Here is a 16498-nt window from a genome sequence, read left to right on the forward strand (position 1 = left end):
TCCTCTCATGAGGGGAAGACCTGCTTTCGTCCGGCTCATTGATGTGTCCAGTGTTTCGTCAGTGCGGATACGAGTGGGGATACAGGCCCAGCGCGGGATCGGTGGGCGGGGCGGGGTGTACCAGGGTGGGCCTTCTGCCTGCGATGATTCTTCCCATGTTTTCCAGGCCGGCGCTGCCCTGGTCGAAGTAGCTGCTGTGGCCGCCCGGTGCGACGGTGAACTCATTGCCGCCGAAGGCGTCGGAGGTCGGTTTCTCGCCCAGCCATCCGGCCAGGTCCTGCGCGACCGGGTCGTTCGGCGAGGCCCCGGCGTAGACATGGTCCCGGGGGATGCCGAAGGAGCTGGCGTAGGCGACGTCCATGCCGGGGCTGCCGACCGCGACGATGTCGTCGGCCCCCAGCATCCCGTTCTTGGCCGCGGCGCCGACCAGCGTCGAGCCGTAGCTGTGCCCTATCACCGTGATTTGGTGATGGCCGCTCCCCTGGGCCGCGCGCGTGCCCTCCACGAAGTGGCGCAGGTCCGGCGCCCCCGCCTCGGCCCGCCCGAGGGTCACGACGCTGGTGTTGAGCTCCGGCGCGTCGTACCCCAGCCAGAACACCGTTGAGACGGCACCGTCCGGGTGAGCGGCCTGGGCCGCCTGCCGGAGCCGGTCGATACGGTCCACCGACCCGGGCGTGCTGTCCATCGTCGTGCCTGTCCCGGGGACGTAGACGCCGGTGTGCGCGGCGGTGTCGGGGTTGCCCTGGGCGATGATCACCTGCCCGTCGCCGGCGCTGTTGAAGCCGAGCAGGTACAGTTCCTGGCCCGGCGGGGCGCCCTCGTACGAGTCCAGGGTGTCCTTGACCTTCATCAGCCGCCGATACCGCGGGTCCAGCACGGCGTCGGAGGCCACACCGTAGTCATGACCGGTCGCGAAGTCCGGGCTGTCCAACTGCCCGTCCAGCACAAGGCGGTTGGCGTCGTCCCGCACCGTCGCCGGCAGGCCGTCCAGGCCCCCGATCAGCTGCGGATACAGCAGCACGTATTCGCGGCGCTCGTCCGGGCTGAGGCCGCTCCACCACTTCGCCGCGGCCTTGGGGTCCCGCGGCGGCCGGGGCGGGCGGACACCGAGAAGCTCCATGGCCGTGTGTGCGTCGACGCCCGCCTCGTTGAACGCGTGCTGCCGGTACTGGCCCATCACGTCGCCGTGCAGAACCGCCAGCGCGTTCCGCCCGTCCTCCGACGCCTGCGAGGCCGCCTCGAGGGCGGCGTCGATACGCCGACGGTAGCCGGCCAACTCCGCGCCGGCCTCTTCCGCCTCGTAGCGGTTGGTGCTCCTCGGGGCCGTCACCGTACCGGCGTCGTCCACGGCGTATCCGCTTGCCTCCGCCTCCCGCACCACAGCGCGCAGGCTGCTCTGGGCCTGCTCCATGCGCTGGTGCACCACGGTCAGGACCGTACCGATGGTCTCCGCCTCGATCCGGCCGATCGCCAGCCGCTCCTCCACCCCTGCCAGGAACCCGAACGCCTCGGTAGCGGCCTCACCCGACCAGCCGGCCCTCCGCAAAGGAGCCGTCACATGCAATTGGTGCCGGGTGTGCGCACTGCCCAACTCCTGCGACAGGCTCCGCCACTTGCGGGCGGCCTCCGCGATGGACTCCACGTCCAGCCTCCACAACAGCGCGAAGGAATCCGGCATCTACCCGATCCCCTCGAAGTCCCGGCCCATGAGCGTCTCATTCCACTCATGGCTGGTCGCGCACTGCCGCAGAGCATCCGCCGCCGCCGACATCCGCTCCTGAAGACCCCGCAGAGCCGGCTGCCAGGTGTCGGCCACGGCATCGGCCTCGGTCCTGACCGTCCAGCCAGACAGCGCCTGCGCCACGGCATTCGTGCTCGCCAGCGCCTGCTTGATCCGGTCGTCCAGATCCCTGCCGTTGACAGTGTCCACCATGTGCGCGGACACCCGTAACTCACCCGGATCCACATTCAGATCGGTCATGACCACCACCCCCATGGCACCCACTGGTCACCGGTGATCCTAACGACAGCGGTACGCACACACACCACCGCATTACGTGACCCCCGCCACCCGCACCACGACCGGCCCAGCCAGGACGCCGTCCGCACCCCGGCCTTCTGGAGCCTTCAACTCCCGGTCCACGGTGCCCGGCGGCATGCCACGGACCTGCAAGGAGACATGACCGGGGCCTGCCATCAGATGCGGCGCCGGCCTGCGTGTCAGGTGAGAGCGGCGTGGACAGCGAGTGCGGCGTTCAGGACGCCACCGGCCAGAAAGAACCATCCCACCGCGGCGAAGGCCCGGCCCATCGTCCGGTGCCGACGGCGCGGCGGCGACGGCTCGTACAGCGCCTCCCCGACACGCACCGGCCCGTCAGGGGCCAGCAGCGGACGACCCGTTCGCCAGAGCCTGCGCCCGCCCACGACCAGCACACCACCCACAGCCAGACACGACACGACCGCAGTGACGTACTCCCCCGCTCCGGCGGTCGCGGCCGCAGCCACATAGAGGTCGTCCATGGTCCTCCTCCCCCTCCTCCTCCCCGCGTTCGTGTATCCAGCAGGCGGGCATCGTTGCACCGGCCCGGGCTGAACACCGCCCCTCCCGAACCGCGAACACCGCACCGTAGAGGTGCTTGTCAGCGTGCTCGCAGGGCACCCGAACCGGCGGGCAGGGCTGGCTTGGTCCGGGCGCCTCGTCACCGCGTCCGGCCCCGGTACAGCTGGTCTGGTCCGCCGCAGACTAGCTGGCCAGCTTCCTAGGTTCTGTCTCTTTGGTTAGCGTCGGGTCCAGATGAAGATGCCGGTGAGGTGGAGTGCGGCCTGGTAGGCGATGGCGAGTTTGTCGGTTCGTGTGGCCGGGCCGTGCCACTGCTTGATGCGGTTGATGCAGCGCTCGACGGTGTTGCGCTGCTTGTAGGCGTCGGGGTCGAAGGCGGGTGGGCGGCCGCCGTGGGAGAGTGTGCTTACTTGCTCGCGACATGGGTCGTCCCCGCGCGAGTCGCCGGTCACACCCTCAAAGGTCCCCGGCGCTGCGGACGCTGTCCTCAGCCCCCGCTGCGCCCGCCGCGGAGGGGCGCGGCACCAAGCGGCCCTCGCGCAGCAGCGCGCCGGCCGTGCCCAGTCCCGCGCGCAGCGTGAAGGCGGCTGGCTCGTCGAGTTCGTCTACGGTGGTGACACCCTCCACGCTGCGCACGGCCCGCACCTGGGACACCGGTATTTCCTCGTCTTCGAGCAGTTCCGGGCTGTGGCTGGTCACCAGCACCTGGCGGCGGTCGGAGGCGTCCCGCAGCGCCTGGCGCAGCACGGCCACAACTGCCGGGTGGAGCGCGGACTGCGGCTCCTCGACGGCCACTACTCCCTGCCCGCCGGCCGCCGGCGCGAAGAGCGCGAGCAGCACGCCGAGGGCGCGCAGCGTGCCGTCGGAGACCGAGCCCGCGGCGAACCGCGAGGGGCGGGGCGCCCCCGCCACGGCTTGGCCGAACTCCAGGGTCTCGGCGCCGCCCGTCACGCGGCGGCGCACGGAGGTGAGCCCGGGCACGATCTGCCGCAGGTAGCTCTCCAGGCGGCGGTGTTCCTCGGCGCTGGCGGCACGGCCGAGGCGGTACAGCACAGCTGCCGCGTTCGAGCCGTCATGGAGCAGGGCGCGGCCGTCCTGGGCGGGCCGGACCACGCGCATGGCCCGCGGGTCGGGGTCGAACACGCTCATCCCGGCCAGGCCGGCGTGCGCCGCGCGGAACGCGGCGTGCCGTCCGAGCTGCGCCAGCAGGAGGCCCTGCGGGTCGGCGGCCGGCAGCCTGCGCTCGGTGGAGACGGCGAGCGCGCCGTCCTCCACCCGGTAGGAGGCCCGCCGCCCGCCGGACTCCACGGCGCAGTGCTCGCCGGCGACGCGGAAGCCGCCCCCGCGCGCCACGGCGACCTGCACCTCGTAGGTGCCGGCGAGGTCGGGACCCTCGAACTCGAGCCGCACGGAGAAGCGATCCTGCCGCCCCGGCGCTCGGCGCCGCACCTGCGCGGCACCGCCGCGCTCGTGCAGCGCGTCGTGCAGTGAGGACCCCACGCCCTGGGACACCAGGCGCAGTGCGTCCAGGAAGTTGCTCTTGCCCGCTCCGTTGGGCCCGACCAGGAACACCAGATCACCCAGGGACACGTCCGCCTCTGCGAGACTGCGGAACTGCCTGAGCACGACCCGGGTGATGCGGAAATGACTGGGCTCCATGCGCCCTACTGTCGCAGTTCCCCCCACCGCACCGCGTCACCGGGGCCACCCTCTGGTCGCCTTGCGGCGACGTCCGGGCCTCCCGCGGCAGGCCGGTCCGACCGCGGCGCCGCGCCGCTGCTTCCCCCGGCGGACCACAGCATAGGTGCCGGGCGGGCTGGGCTTAGTACGTTGCCCAGTGCCGATGCGGCTCGAACCACCCGAGGTAGGGATACCAGGCCAGGACGCGGTCGGAGGCCTGCGCGCCGATCAGCCACAGGTGCGTGAACTCCGGCGGGAGCGTCGGCGGCAGGGGAGGCAGCGTGTTGGCGTCGTGGTGAAGGGCGTGGAAGGCCGCCCAGGAGCTGCTCATCGTCACGCCCACGACGGCGTGACGTTCGTCGCCGCCGGTCAACGCCAGCTTCTCGCGGTTGCCTCGCATGTGCGGGATGTCGGCGGACAGGTGGTCGTCCAGCCAGTCGTGGAACGGTTCCCAGGTCACGTCGGCCGGACCTCCGGTCCCCCACACGGTGAACTCGACGCGCCCGGGACCGCCGGTGCGAGCCGGGGCCGAGGCAAGCCCCCGTATCCCCAGGCTGCGCGCCTCATCGGCCAGCGGGCCGGGGTGCACGGACAGGTTGTCCGGGCGCGGGGCGTACTCGTAGACGTGGCCGGCGGCCTCCAGGGGCCCCAGCACGTCGGGCAGCCACCGCGTGTCCTTCCCTCTCTTCAACCGGAAAGCGCCGGTGACCCGGACGGTCCAGTCGCGAGTGAGGTGCGCCGCCGTCAGGGTCGGCTGCCGGCTGAGGACGCCTGCGACTTACGAGTTGCCGGTCCAGCTCCATCCAGATCTCGGCGTGCCCGACCCTGCCGTTGCCGTAGTCGATCCGGACGTCGGGGGTCTCTTCTGCGCGCGGTTGTCGTCCTGGAGGTAGACCCGGACGCCGGTGTACCGGGCCAGGACCCGTCCGATCTGGTATTCGAAGTCGGGTGAGACGTGGTTCGTGGATGCCTTGTCGCGCTGCTCCGGGGTCCGCAGGTCGATGGGGTAGCCGGGCTGCCAGTCGTCGGTCATGCCGCCAGTCTGTTCATCAGGGTGGTCACCGCGCCGCAGGTTTTCGCGTACGGCTGCCGCCGGGCCCGCGGGCTGGTCACTCGCCTGCGCGGGCGCTGAGTCCTCGACCCTCCGTGATCTCGTCCAGGGCGGACTTGCCCCGGCCTCCCGGGGCGTAGTCCTGCAAGAAGGCGGGGGCGACGAGGCGTTGCCGGAGCAGCAGTTCGGTCATCTCCCGGTGCAGGGCAGGGTGGCTGCGGGGCCAGTCCGGTGCGTGTGCCACGAACTCCCGGCTGTTGAAGATGGTGAAGCGGTTGAAGTCCGCGACGCCTAGCCGGTCGGTGTCCTGCCGGTCACGGGAGATGGTCACGCCGAGCCGGCTGCCGAGCGGCACGGTCAGGCGGCGGAAGTTGTGGAAACCGAGCCCGACGCCGTGGCCCCGTCGCGTGGCCGGCATGCGGGGCGGGACGTACATGCTGGCTGTGCGATTCCTGGTCAAGCCGGCAGGCATTGCGGATCACCGGCCCCGGCCTACAGCCACTGCGCGACCGATTGGGCTCCAGCCGGCAGAACCTCGTACCGGGCAGGTGCGGCAGTGGGGTCACCGCCGCGGGCCGTCGGAGCTGGGCCAATCGACTACGCCGCCCTGATGCTCGGCCTCGGCCTGTGCCCCGCTGGGCCAAGTGACGGGCTGGCTGCGGGACCTGCGGGGCGCTGGAGTCCGCGTGTCGGTCCCCTACGGCACCAGGCCTGTGGCCTGTGGCATCTGTCGGGTACTTCTGCCGATGTCTGGGTGTGATCTGGGTGTGATCTTGAAGAACGGAGAGGGGATCAGGAGGTGCATCAGGGGTGCGCGACAGGTTGCCTCACTGCGCAACGTCCTAGGGCTCACGCTCGCTACCTGCCATTCCCTTGAGCTGAGGCGCAGGTCAGCCTTCGACCATCCGGCGGGACTTAGCGCGCTCCCCCTGCTGGGGGTCAAGGGGTCGCAGGTTCAAATCCTGTCGTCCCGACCAGCGTTTTCGCAGGTCGGAGGCCGTTTTCGCAGAGATGCGGGGGCGGCCTTTCTCGTGCTCGAATGCGGTGTGGTCGCATTGTGGTCGCAGGCGTGGGGCCTCCCGGCCCTGTGTGGGCGAAGTCGCCGGTGCCGTTCTCGGCTTGATCGGTGTGAGCTGGTTGTGGGCGGCGGGGTTGTGATCGCGGAGTGGTCGCGGCAAGCCTGTGCGGCCGGCACCAGGGCTCGGCGGGGTGCTTGCGCTGAGGGCGTGGTCGATGGCGGACAGGGTTCGGCGCACGTGGAGGGCGTGCTGGGCCAGGTGGACGTCGTCCCAGTGCAGGGCGGAGAGCGCTCGACAGGATGGCGAGGATGCGGTGCACGGTAACCTTGCCCCGTCCTGCGGCGAGCTGGGCGTGGACGAGCGCGGCGATGTGCGGGTAGCCGAGGTCGTCCAGGGGGATGTCGCCCAGAGCGGGGATGAGGTCGCGGGTGACGTAGTCCCTGTAGCGGGCCATCGTCGTGGGCTGCAGCACGAGACTCTTCGCCTCCGGCCACGCCACCAGGTAGTCCGCCGTGGACTGGTTGGGATCCGCGGTAAAGCCAGCCGCCTGTCCTCGGCCGGAGAGCAGCGACCACGACGCGACCGCAGCCGGGCACCTGGGCCCGTGACCTGCAGCTCCCCCTTGACGTGTACCAGGCGCAAGTACGTGTGGGTGCGTTTCTTCTCGAGGGACGACGCCCTTGGGACGGCCGGTGGAGCCCGAGGTGAAGATGATCCACGCGTCGTCGTCGGGAGAAGGGCGGCGGGCGGTGGGCTCGGTGCCACGGGCCGCGGCGCTTCCGGCGGCGCCGGTCGGGGTCAGGGTGCGGTCGGCGCCCAGCACGGCGGCCACGCCCGCCTCGCCGAAGACCAGCTCCGCCCGCTCGTCCGGGTCCTCGGCGTCCACCGGCACGTACGCGGCGCCCACCGCGAGCACGGCCAGGATGCACACGTAGAGGTCGTTGCTGCCCGACGGCACCCGGACACCCACCCGGTCGCCCGGGCCGACCCCGCTCCGCCCTCCCGGGCTCACTGACGCACCCCCTCTGACCTGTACGGAGAGCAGGGCCGCAGCCTCCCGCGCTGACGCACCGTCAGACGCCGGAATGTACCGCACCCCACACCGCACCCTCCCACCGCACCCCATGCCCCGGCCCGCCCGGCCCGAGGCCCGTGCGGGACCCGGCTACCGCGAAGCTCACCGCGGCCGGCAACTGAGCCTCGACTCCTCGCCGCACCGCATGGTTGACACCGCGGAGAGAGCCTGGTTAGCATTTCTGACGGAATTTCGTGGTATTGCTCTCGATCCGGGAGACCGGGCGAGGGATCGTTCATCGAACGCAGGCTTGATCGACCGCGTTACGCGTCGGATCACCCGTCCTGGGCGTCCCGTCCCGCTCCACCCGTTGTTCCGTGCCTCCGGGTCCACCACGCTCCCGCACCACCCCTGGCAGGGTTGTGCCCGCCCGGTGCCGTCCCCTTCCGCGGTCACGCCCACGCCCGCCCCGGCGTTGTCGCGGTGCCGCTGCTTTCCGGTCGTCACCCCCGTTCCTTTTCCCGTGGCTCCATCAGGTCTGCCGACGCGATTGGAGAAGCCGTGAACGAGGGAGGCGCAGCCGGTCTCACCCGAAGGGAGCAGGCCGTCCTGCTGCTGGTGTCCGCCGGTCTGAGCAATCGGGGGATTGCGCGACACCTGGGCATCTCGGAGAAGACCGTCAAGAACCACCTGAGTGCCATCTATCCGAAGATCGGTGCCGCCGACCGCACCCAGGCGGCGCTGTACGCCGTGCAGGACGCCCGGCCCGAGCCGCCGGTCACCCCGGGGCGGACCCCGGCCCTGGCACCGGAGGCCCTGGCCCACCTGACGTCCCGCGAGACCGACGTCCTGCTGCTGGTGTCCGCCGGTCTGAGCAATCGGGGGATCGCGCGACACCTGGGCATCTCGGAGAAGACGGTCAAGAACCACCTGAGTGCCATCTATCCGAAGATCGGTGCCGCCGACCGCACCCAGGCGGCGCTGTACGCCGTGGGGGTCAGGTGAGCCGGCCGCCGGTCGACCGGGTCAGCCGGCCATCGCCTCGCTGACCACCCCGCCGGCGTCGCCGTCCCCCTCGACGGCCGTGGTGCGCACCCCGGCCTTGGCGAACTCCGTCAGGAAGGCGGGGAAGGACAGCCGCACGTCCTCGAAGCCGGCGAACCGGTTCGCCGACCGCATCCGCAGCCCGGCCACGAACAGCGACATGAAGACACGGTGGTCGCCCCAGCTCGACAGAGTCGCCCCGCCGGGGTACGACCGCGCGCCGCGGACCTCGAAGCCGTCGCAGATCCCGTCGTCGTACAGGACCTCGATGTCCACGCCCATACGGGTGAGTTCGGTGGCCATGGCCTCGATGCGGGACGCCTTGTGGAAGCGGGTGAGCCGTCCGCCGGTGACCCGCAGGCTGCCCTGGACGTACGCCCCGAGAGCGGCGAGCGTGGGCACGATATTGGGGCAGTCCTGCACGTTCACCTCGAAGGAGCCGCGCAGGCTGTCCGGCGGGTTGTCGACGGTCAGCGACGAGGTGGCCCGGTCGAAGGTGACGGTCACCCCGAGCTGCTCAAGGATGGGGACGATGGCGAACTCGCCCTGCATGCTGTCGCCGTACACGTCGGTCAGGACGGTCCGCCCCGGGAAGAGCGCGGCGGCGGCCAGCAGGTACGAGGCCGAGGTGTAGTCCTCGTGCGTGGTGACGTCCTGGGCCCGGTAGGAGGAGGGCTCCACCTGGTAGTGGCGTAAGTCATCCGACGCGGAGACCTTGATACCGGCGCCGGTCAGGCTCGCCAGCGTCTGGCGGATGTACGACTGCGAGTAGACGTCACCCGTCACCTCGATCTCCACCGGGCCGTCGGCCAACGGCGCGGCGAACAGGACCGCGGTGACGAACTGTGAGCTGATGTCGCCGGGCAGCCGGCAGACCCCGCCCTTCAGCCCGCCGCCCCAGTTGACGACCGGGGCCTTGTCCTCGCTCACGATCGACTCGATGTCCGCGCCGAGTTCGCGCAGCGCGCGCAGCAGGGGCTCCATCACACGGTTGCGCAGGGTGGCGTCGCCCGTCACCACGACAGGCGACGGCTGTACGGAGGCCAGCGCGGTCATGGTGCGGAACACCAGGCCCGAGCCGCGGGACTGGATGACCCGCCGGTGGTGCCGGAAGGACCGACCGGTACCCCGGATCTCCAGGTACCCGTCGTGCTCGGTGATCTCGGCACCGAAGGCACGGCAGGCGTTCTTCATCGTCTCCGTCTCGTCGCACCGGAGGTCGTTGAAGACCCGTGACGTGCCCTCGGCCAGCGTGCCGGTCAGAATGGCCCGCTGCGTCTCCGGTTTCGAGGACGGGACGCGGAACGTCCCGGAAAAGGAATCGACCGGATCAACCTTCAGCAGCATCCCCATCTCCCCATCGTTCGCCGTCGGATGTCCTTGCCGGCGTTGTCGCCCGATGTCCACGGCAGCCGGAGCCCCCGCCGTGCGGGCGGCGTGTCCGCCGGCGCGCACCGGCGGGCCAGTTGTCGGAGCCGGCCGGTCGGAAAAAGCATCGCTGGCACACAACGGTCCCCCTTCCGGCGGCGGGGTGCGGTACGAGTTTTGTTTCCGTGCCACGGGCCGACAATAGGTCCATCGGCCCATGGCGTTTTCCGTACCTGCCCTGGCAAGGTGTTCCGTTTTCACCGCCGGTCCCCGCTCCCGGCGTCCGGAACCGGCCATGATCTCGTTTCCCTGGAATCCCGGGATAAGCCACGACGACGGCAACTCAACGGCAGCAGCACAGGATTCGCGCCAAGTCTCTGGCGACTGGGTAGCCGAATGCGTATGCTCATGCGCCGGACGCAGCCGAATGAGCCGAGGGATTCAGCGTGGACGATTCTCAGGAGCGCGTGCAACGCGAGGGGTCGTTACGGCGGGAGCCGACACCGGCGTACGGGTACCGTTGCCGGCACGCCGAAGTCGGCTGAGGCGACGCGATGTCCGGCGCCCTGGACGAGCAGGTCTCGAAGGAGCCCCCCGAGGTCTCGTCGGGGACGCTGTGGCGCAACACCGACTTCCTGAAGTTCTGGTCGGGTGAGGCGCTGTCGCTGTTCGGCACGCAGATCACCAGCCTGGCACTGCCCCTGACCGCCGTGATCGCCTTCGACGCGAGCGCGGAGGCGGTGGGCCTGCTGCGCTTCCTGCAGCTGGTTCCGTACCTGTTCCTGGCGCTCGTCTTCGGGGTGTGGGTGGACCGGGGCCGACGCAAGCCGATCATGATGGCGGCGAACGCGGTGCGGATGCTGCTGATCGCGCTGATTCCGCTGCTGTGGCACCTCCACCACCTGTCCATGTCCGGCCTGCTGGTGATCGCCTGCGTGGTCGGCGTCTTCTCGGTCCTGTTCGACGTCAGTTGGATGTCCTTCGTGCCCACCCTGGTGAAGGACTCCCGGCATTACGTCGAGGCCAATCAGAAGCTGGGCGTCACCCAGTCGACCACCGACGTGGCGGGGCCGGGCGTCGCGGGTGTGCTGATCGGCTGGCTGGGGCCGCCCACCGCGATGGTGCTTGACGCGGTGTCGTACCTGGCCTCGTTGGCCGGCCTGCTGCTCATCCGTACCCCCGAGCCCGTACCGCCGCGCAGCGACCAGGCGAAACGGCATCTCGGACGGGAACTGCTGGAAGGGGTGCGCTGGGTGTTCGGCCACGGCGTGCTGCGCTCGCTGGCCGTGCTGGCACCCTTCACCAACTTCTCGCTGACCTGCGTCCAGACGTTGTTCCTGCTCTACGGGGTGCGCGACCGCGGCCTGAGCCCGGAGGCGGTCGGCCTGGTCTTCTCCTGCTCGTCGGTCGGCGCGCTGCTGGGGGCGCTGATGTCCAGGTCGGTACTGCGCCGCTACCCGGTGGGCCCGGTGTACGGACTCGCGCTGGCGGCGATCTACACCGCGCCGCTGCTGCTCCCGCTCGCCGGCGGACCCAGGCCGGTGGTGATCGCCCTGTTCATCCTGTCCCTGCTGATCAGCTACTTCGGCAGTGGCCTGTCGAACGTCACCCAGTTGTCGCTGCGCCAGACCATCACCCCGGGGTCGCTGATGGGCCGGATGAACGCCGCCTTCCGCACCCTCCTCTTCGGCGGCGGCGCGCTGGGCGGGCTGTTCGGGGGCCTGATCGGCGGCGCGATCGGCCTGCGGCCGGGACTGACGGTGGTCGCGATCTGTTCGGCGGCGATGGTGGTCCCGATCGCGTTGTCACCGGTGGTACGGCTGCGCGCCATGCCGGCGCCGGAGACCGAACCCGCCACCTCGCCGGAAGCCGCCTGACCCCGGGCGCACCTACTCGGCCCAGGCTCCGATCCTCATCGAAGGAGTAACCGATGCAGCGTCACGGCCACGTGGGCACGGACGGCACGCGCACCCGGCGCCTGTCCTTCGCCCAGGAGCAGCTCTGGTTCCTCGACCAGCTCACGCCCGGGAACGCGTACAACGTCCTGATGGTCTGGCGGCTCCGCGGTCCGTTGCACACCGGGTCGCTGCATCGCGCGCTGAACCTCGTCGTGGCCCGCCACGAGGCACTGCGCGTCACCTTCAGCGACGACGACGGCACCCCGTACCAGGTGGTCGCCCCGCCGGCCACGGTGCCGCTGACGGTGACCGACCTGCGCGGACTGTCCACCGTCGAGCGGGAGGAGCGGGTCCGGGCCGAGATCGAGGCCCGGCGGTCGCAGCCGTACGACCTGAGGACCGGCCCGCTGTGCCGCTTCGGGGTGATACGGACCGCCGAGGAGGAATACGTCTTCTACCAGGGCTATCACCACATCATCACCGACGGCTGGTCCACCTCGGTGGTCAATGCGGAGCTGTCCGCCGCCTACCGGGCGTTCGAGTCCGGCGCCGAGCCGGTCTTCGAGGAGACGCGCCTGGACTACACGGAGTACGCCGAGGCACAGCGCGAACGCCTTCACGGAGCCGTACTGGACGAGGAAGTGGCGTTCTGGCGGCAGAAGCTGGCCGGGCTGCCGGTGCTGGAACTGCCCCACGACCGGCCCCGCCCGGCGGGCGAAGGGGGCCACCGCGGCGCCTCCCTGGTCAAGGGGTTCCCCGCCGACGTGCGCGCCGCCGTGCGGCGGCTCGCCGACGAGCAGGGCGTGTCGATGTTCATGGTGCTGGCGGCCGCGTACGCCGTGGTGCTCGGCCGCTGGACCGGGCTGGAGGACCTCCCCGTCGGGGTGCCCATGCCAGGCCGGCCGGACCCGGAGCTCGAGTCGCTGGTCGGCATGTTCATCAACATGGTGGTGCTGCGCTCGGACCTGTCGGGTGACCCCACCTTCGGCGAGCTGGTGGAACGCGTCGCGGACGGCGTCCTGGAGCTGTACGACCACGAGGAACTGCCGTTCAACCAGGTGGTGGACGCCGTCCAGCCGGTGCGTGAGCCGAACCGGAACCCGCTGTTCCAGGTGAGCCTGCAACTGCTGGGCGCCTCGGTGTCCGGTGAGGAGCTGGCGTTCCCCGCAGTGACCGCCGAGATCGTGACGCTCGACTCGGTCAGCTCGCGGTTCGACATCTCGGTCAGCATCGTGGACGACGGCTCCGCGCTGCGCGCCGGCGTGGAGTACTCCGCCGACATGTTCGACCGGTGGCGGATGGAGGCGATGCTCGACCACCTGGAGGCGGTGCTGCTGGCCGCGGCCGCCGACCCGGACCAGCGGCTGTCCGCGATCCCCCTGGTGACCGGGGAGGCGGCCGAGCGGCTGCTCGCCGCCGGCCGCGGCGACCTGCCCCCGGCGGTCGCGGGCGCACCGGTGTCCGCCCTCTGGGCAGGTCTGTCCGCCGCGGACCGCCAGGCGTACGTGGTGGACCGGGCGCTCGGCCTGGTCCCTCCGGGCGTTCCCGGCGAACTGCTGGTCGCGGTCCCCGAGCCGGGCGGTGGCACCTCGGCCGGGATGCCGGTCGCCGACCCCTTCCGGCCGGGCCGCTGGGCCGTTCGCACCGGCGTCCGCGTGCGCTGGACCCCCGACCTGCGGCTGGAGCGCGCGGACCGGCCGGCCCAGGGGTCCTTTTCCGGGGCGGATCCCGCCCGCCCCGAAGGAGCGGTCCCGGCCGGCGAAGCGGATACCGCAGGGGCCGACCGGGACGCCCCCCGCACCGCCACCGAGAAGTCCGTCGCCGGCATCTTCGGCGAGGTCCTGGCCCTGCCCGAGGTGGGCGCCGAGGACAGCTTCTTCGACATCGGCGGCAACTCGCTCCAGGCGATGCGCGCGGTCAGCCGGATCAACAGGGGATTCGGCATCAAGCTCAGCGTCCGCGCGCTCTACGGCAACGCGACCGTGCGGGCGGTGTCCTCCGTCGTGGACGAGAAGGTGAAGGGCGAGTCCGCCTGACGGCGGCGAGGCCGGCAGCCATGGTGGATCTGGACCGGATCGTGCCCCTCGCCCCGGGGGGCACCGCGACCCCGCTGTTCTGCGTGCACGCCAGCTCCGGCTCGGCGTGGTCGTACCTCGGGCTGGCCCGGCTGCTCGGCGAAGGGCGGCCGGTCTTCGGGATCGAGGCACCGGGCTTCGACGGCAACCGCGAGCCGGTGCGCTCGCTGCCCGCGCTGTCGGCCGAGTACGCCCGCATACTGCGGGAGTTCCGGCACGGCGGAGAGGTGGCGCTGCTCGGCTGGTCGCTGGGCGGCATCATCGCCCTCGACACGGCGCGTCGCCTGACGCGGGCCGGCACCCGGGTCCGCACGGTCGTCATGGTCGACGTCAGCGTGCCCAGGATCGCCGAACTCCCGCCGGAGCGCGAGATCGTACGGTGGTTCCTGCACAACGTCCTCGCCAGCGTGGGGGCGGACCCGGTGACACCGGACCGGGTGCTGGCCGGGATGCCGGCCGACGCCGGCGCCGAAGAGGTCTTCCGGGCCGCCGAACGGGCGGCCGCGCTGCCCGCCGAGCTCGACGCGGACCTCCTGGCCGAGCGATATCCGATGTTCCGTGCCCACCTCGAGGCCAGCTACGGCTTCGAGGTCACCCAGCCCTACGACGGCCCGGTCGTCCATCTCATCGCCTCCGAGTCGCCATGGTCCGCAATGCGCTGGAACACGGTGGCGTCGAACCTGACCGAGCACATCGTCCCCGGCACCCACTACTCGATCTGGACCGGCCATACCCTGCCGAAGGTGGCCCGGCTGGTCCGGGCCGCACTGGAAGCCTGACGGGGGTGAGGCGGCTTCACACAGATTTCACAATTACCGGGCGGTGGCTGAAAGATGCCGGTATCCAGCACTTGAAAAACAACCGCCCTCCAGGTCTAATGATGCACCGGGAATGTTTCGGGATTTTACTTCCCCACGCCTCCGCGATATCTGTGCATCGCGCGTGCGGTGAACGAGGCTCTGTCGAACAGTGCGCTGAACGCATTGTGCTCTCCGGTTTCCGTCTGCCGAGCTCGTAAATCGATGGAGAAGGCCACATTGACTACTGGGCAAGTGTCCGTCCTCGACGGAATCGAGCGCGCCGTGCGGGATTTCCCGGAGCACGCCGCACTGCGTACCGACCGGTCGATCAGCTATCGTGAATTCGGCGAACTCGTCGACGCCTTCGCCGGCCGGCTGTCGGCCCGTACCGCGCCCGGTGAATTCATCGGCATCCGGGCGGAACGCGGGGCCGCGGCGATCGTGGCCATGGTCGGCGCGCTCCGGGCCCGCCGCCCCTTCGTCTTCATCGACGGCCGGGACAGCACGTCCTCCAACTCCGACAAGGTCCGCCTGCTCGGCGTGCGGCTGCTGGCCGGCTCCTCGGCCGGCGCCCCCGCCCCGGACCTGGCCGAGGTCCCGGCCCAATGGCGCCCCTCCGACGCGGCGGCGAGCCCGCTCGCCACGAGCCCCGGGCCCGCCGCGCTCCCGGCCTTCGCCGACGGCGAGCTCGCCTACGCGATCCAGACCTCGGGCTCCACCGGCAGGCCCAAGTGCGTGCTGGTGCGCACCGCCCCGCTCGCCGCGGTGATCCGGGACCATGTCGAGCGTCTTGACGTCGGACCGGGCTGCGTCACCTTGCAGTTCGCCCGGCTGACCTTCGACGGATGCGTCACCGAAATCCTCTGGACGCTGACCGTGGGCGCCTGTCTGGTCGTCGTGGAGGAGGCCCACCTCGCGCCCGGCGCGGTCCTGCGGGACACCCTGGAGCGGTTCGGGATCACCCATCTCAAGACGACGCCCTTCGCCCTCACCACGACCGAGCCGGACGGCCTCCGGCTGCGGCACGTCGTCAACGGCGGCGGAGCCTGCCGGCCCGCCGTCGTGCACAAGTGGTCCGCGGTGGCCGACTTCCACAACGCCTACGGCCTCACCGAGACCACCGTGTGCAACCTGCTGACCGAGCCCCTCGACCCGGCCGACTGCCGGGAGTCGGTGCCGCTCGGCGACGTGGTGGGCGACTGCGACTACTGGATACGCGACGTGGACGCCCCGGCCCCCGACACGCCGGCCGCCGGCCCCGTCCCCCGCGGCGAACTCGTCGTCACCGGCGCCAGCGTGGCCGCCGGTTACCTCACCGAGCACGGAGTGCGCCCCTTCGCCCGCCCCGGCGCCCCCGACGCCTATCGCACCGGTGACGTGGTGGAACTGCGCGACGGCAGGCTGTACTTCGTGGAGCGCCTCGACCGGCAGGTGAAGGTTCGCGGCTACCGCCTGGACCCCGGCGAGATCGAGAACGCGGTGTGCCGGCTGGCCTCGGTGCGCGACGCGGTGGTCGTCGCCGAGGCCCACGACGGTGCGGGCGGCGCGGACCCCTCCACCGCCGACGCCCTGGTCTGCTACTACCAGGGCGATGCCGATGCCCGCGCGCTGCGCCGGCACCTCGGCGCGCTCCTCGACCCGTACAAGATCCCCTCGGTCTTCACCCGGATCGACGCCTTTCCGTACACCCCGAACGGCAAGGTCGACCGGGACGCCCTGCGGGCCCGCCGCCACGAGGCGGCCGGCGACGACGGCACGCCGGCCTCACCGGGCGACCAGGTGCTGCACGTCGTCCGCACCCTCACCGGCACCGGCGACATCGGCCTCGACGACAACTTCTTCGAGGTGGGCGGCGACTCCGCGTCGGCGATCGTGCTGGTCACGAGGATGAGGGAACTGGGCTGGGCGGACGCCGGGGTGCGGGACGTGCTGCGCGCCGAGAACCTGCGCGTCCTCGCCGACCACCTCGCGGAACGGAGCGTGTGACC

At 71.1% G+C, this 16498-nt stretch carries 13 protein-coding genes and 2 pseudogenes; 5 read left to right on the forward strand and 10 right to left on the reverse strand.

Annotated elements, in window-relative coordinates; genetic code table 11:
* Positions 1–58: 58 nt before the first annotated feature.
* The 9 genes and pseudogenes from ITX44_RS20155 to ITX44_RS20195 form a co-directional block, all read right to left on the reverse strand.
* Entirely contained in the window at positions 59–1678 is a 1620-nt protein-coding gene (locus ITX44_RS20155; RefSeq protein ID WP_205358685.1) for an alpha/beta hydrolase, read from the reverse strand.
* On the reverse strand, positions 1679–1981 hold the full coding sequence (locus ITX44_RS20160) for a hypothetical protein (RefSeq protein ID WP_205358686.1): 303 nt from the start codon (positions 1979–1981) through the stop codon (positions 1679–1681).
* Between the two features lie 239 nt (positions 1982–2220).
* Positions 2221–2520, reverse strand: coding sequence for a hypothetical protein (locus tag ITX44_RS20165; protein ID WP_205358687.1), 300 nt, complete (start codon positions 2518–2520; stop codon positions 2221–2223).
* A 258-nt stretch (positions 2521–2778) separates the two neighbouring features.
* Positions 2779–2952, reverse strand: a pseudogene (locus ITX44_RS20170) (IS5/IS1182 family transposase); the annotation flags it as partial.
* 64 nt (positions 2953–3016) lie between these two features.
* Positions 3017–4219 carry an AAA family ATPase gene (locus ITX44_RS20175; RefSeq protein WP_205358688.1) on the reverse strand — a complete coding sequence of 401 codons (1203 nt, stop codon included), beginning with the start codon at positions 4217–4219 and terminating at the stop codon, positions 3017–3019.
* A 163-nt stretch (positions 4220–4382) separates the two neighbouring features.
* On the reverse strand, positions 4383–4931 hold the full coding sequence (locus ITX44_RS20180; protein ID WP_205358689.1) for a hypothetical protein: 549 nt from the start codon (positions 4929–4931) through the stop codon (positions 4383–4385).
* 87 nt (positions 4932–5018) lie between these two features.
* The gene (locus tag ITX44_RS20185) at positions 5019–5273 is read right to left on the reverse strand and encodes a hypothetical protein (RefSeq protein WP_205358690.1); all 255 of its coding nucleotides are present in this window, start codon (positions 5271–5273) and stop codon (positions 5019–5021) included.
* 76 nt (positions 5274–5349) lie between these two features.
* Positions 5350–5709 (reverse strand): hypothetical protein, encoded by a 360-nt coding sequence (locus ITX44_RS20190; protein ID WP_205358691.1) that lies wholly within the window; start codon positions 5707–5709, stop codon positions 5350–5352.
* A gap of 1274 nt (positions 5710–6983) precedes the next feature.
* Positions 6984–7304: pseudogene (locus tag ITX44_RS20195) on the reverse strand (AMP-binding protein); the annotation flags it as partial.
* A 582-nt stretch (positions 7305–7886) separates the two neighbouring features.
* Between ITX44_RS20195 and ITX44_RS42695 the strand changes: the two are divergent.
* The gene (locus ITX44_RS42695; RefSeq protein ID WP_307795390.1) at positions 7887–8330 is read left to right on the forward strand and encodes a response regulator transcription factor; all 444 of its coding nucleotides are present in this window, start codon (positions 7887–7889) and stop codon (positions 8328–8330) included.
* A gap of 21 nt (positions 8331–8351) precedes the next feature.
* Here the strand turns inward: ITX44_RS42695 and aroA are convergent, their stop codons facing one another.
* Positions 8352–9716: a 3-phosphoshikimate 1-carboxyvinyltransferase gene (aroA, locus tag ITX44_RS20205; protein ID WP_205358692.1), complete on the reverse strand. Its 1365-nt coding sequence runs from the start codon at positions 9714–9716 to the stop codon at positions 8352–8354.
* Positions 9717–10291: 575 nt separating this feature from the next.
* On the opposite strand from aroA, the gene ITX44_RS20210 reads away from it, so the two are divergent.
* The 4 genes from ITX44_RS20210 to ITX44_RS20225 all read left to right on the forward strand — a co-directional run bounded on the left by ITX44_RS20210 (position 10292) and on the right by ITX44_RS20225 (position 16496).
* Positions 10292–11614, forward strand: a complete 1323-nt coding sequence (locus tag ITX44_RS20210) for an MFS transporter (protein ID WP_205358693.1) — start codon at positions 10292–10294, stop codon at positions 11612–11614.
* A gap of 53 nt (positions 11615–11667) precedes the next feature.
* Positions 11668–13671, forward strand: coding sequence for a condensation domain-containing protein (locus ITX44_RS20215; RefSeq protein ID WP_205358694.1), 2004 nt, complete (start codon positions 11668–11670; stop codon positions 13669–13671).
* A 20-nt stretch (positions 13672–13691) separates the two neighbouring features.
* A complete protein-coding gene (locus tag ITX44_RS20220; protein ID WP_205358695.1) occupies positions 13692–14489 on the forward strand; it encodes a thioesterase domain-containing protein in 798 nt (265 codons plus the stop codon).
* 258 nt (positions 14490–14747) lie between these two features.
* Positions 14748–16496, forward strand: coding sequence for a non-ribosomal peptide synthetase (locus ITX44_RS20225; RefSeq protein WP_236061122.1), 1749 nt, complete (start codon positions 14748–14750; stop codon positions 16494–16496).
* The last annotated feature ends 2 nt before the right edge of the window (positions 16497–16498 follow it).

It is taken from the genome of Actinacidiphila acididurans (assembly GCF_016918855.1).
Taxonomy (GTDB): domain Bacteria; phylum Actinomycetota; class Actinomycetes; order Streptomycetales; family Streptomycetaceae; genus Actinacidiphila; species Actinacidiphila acididurans.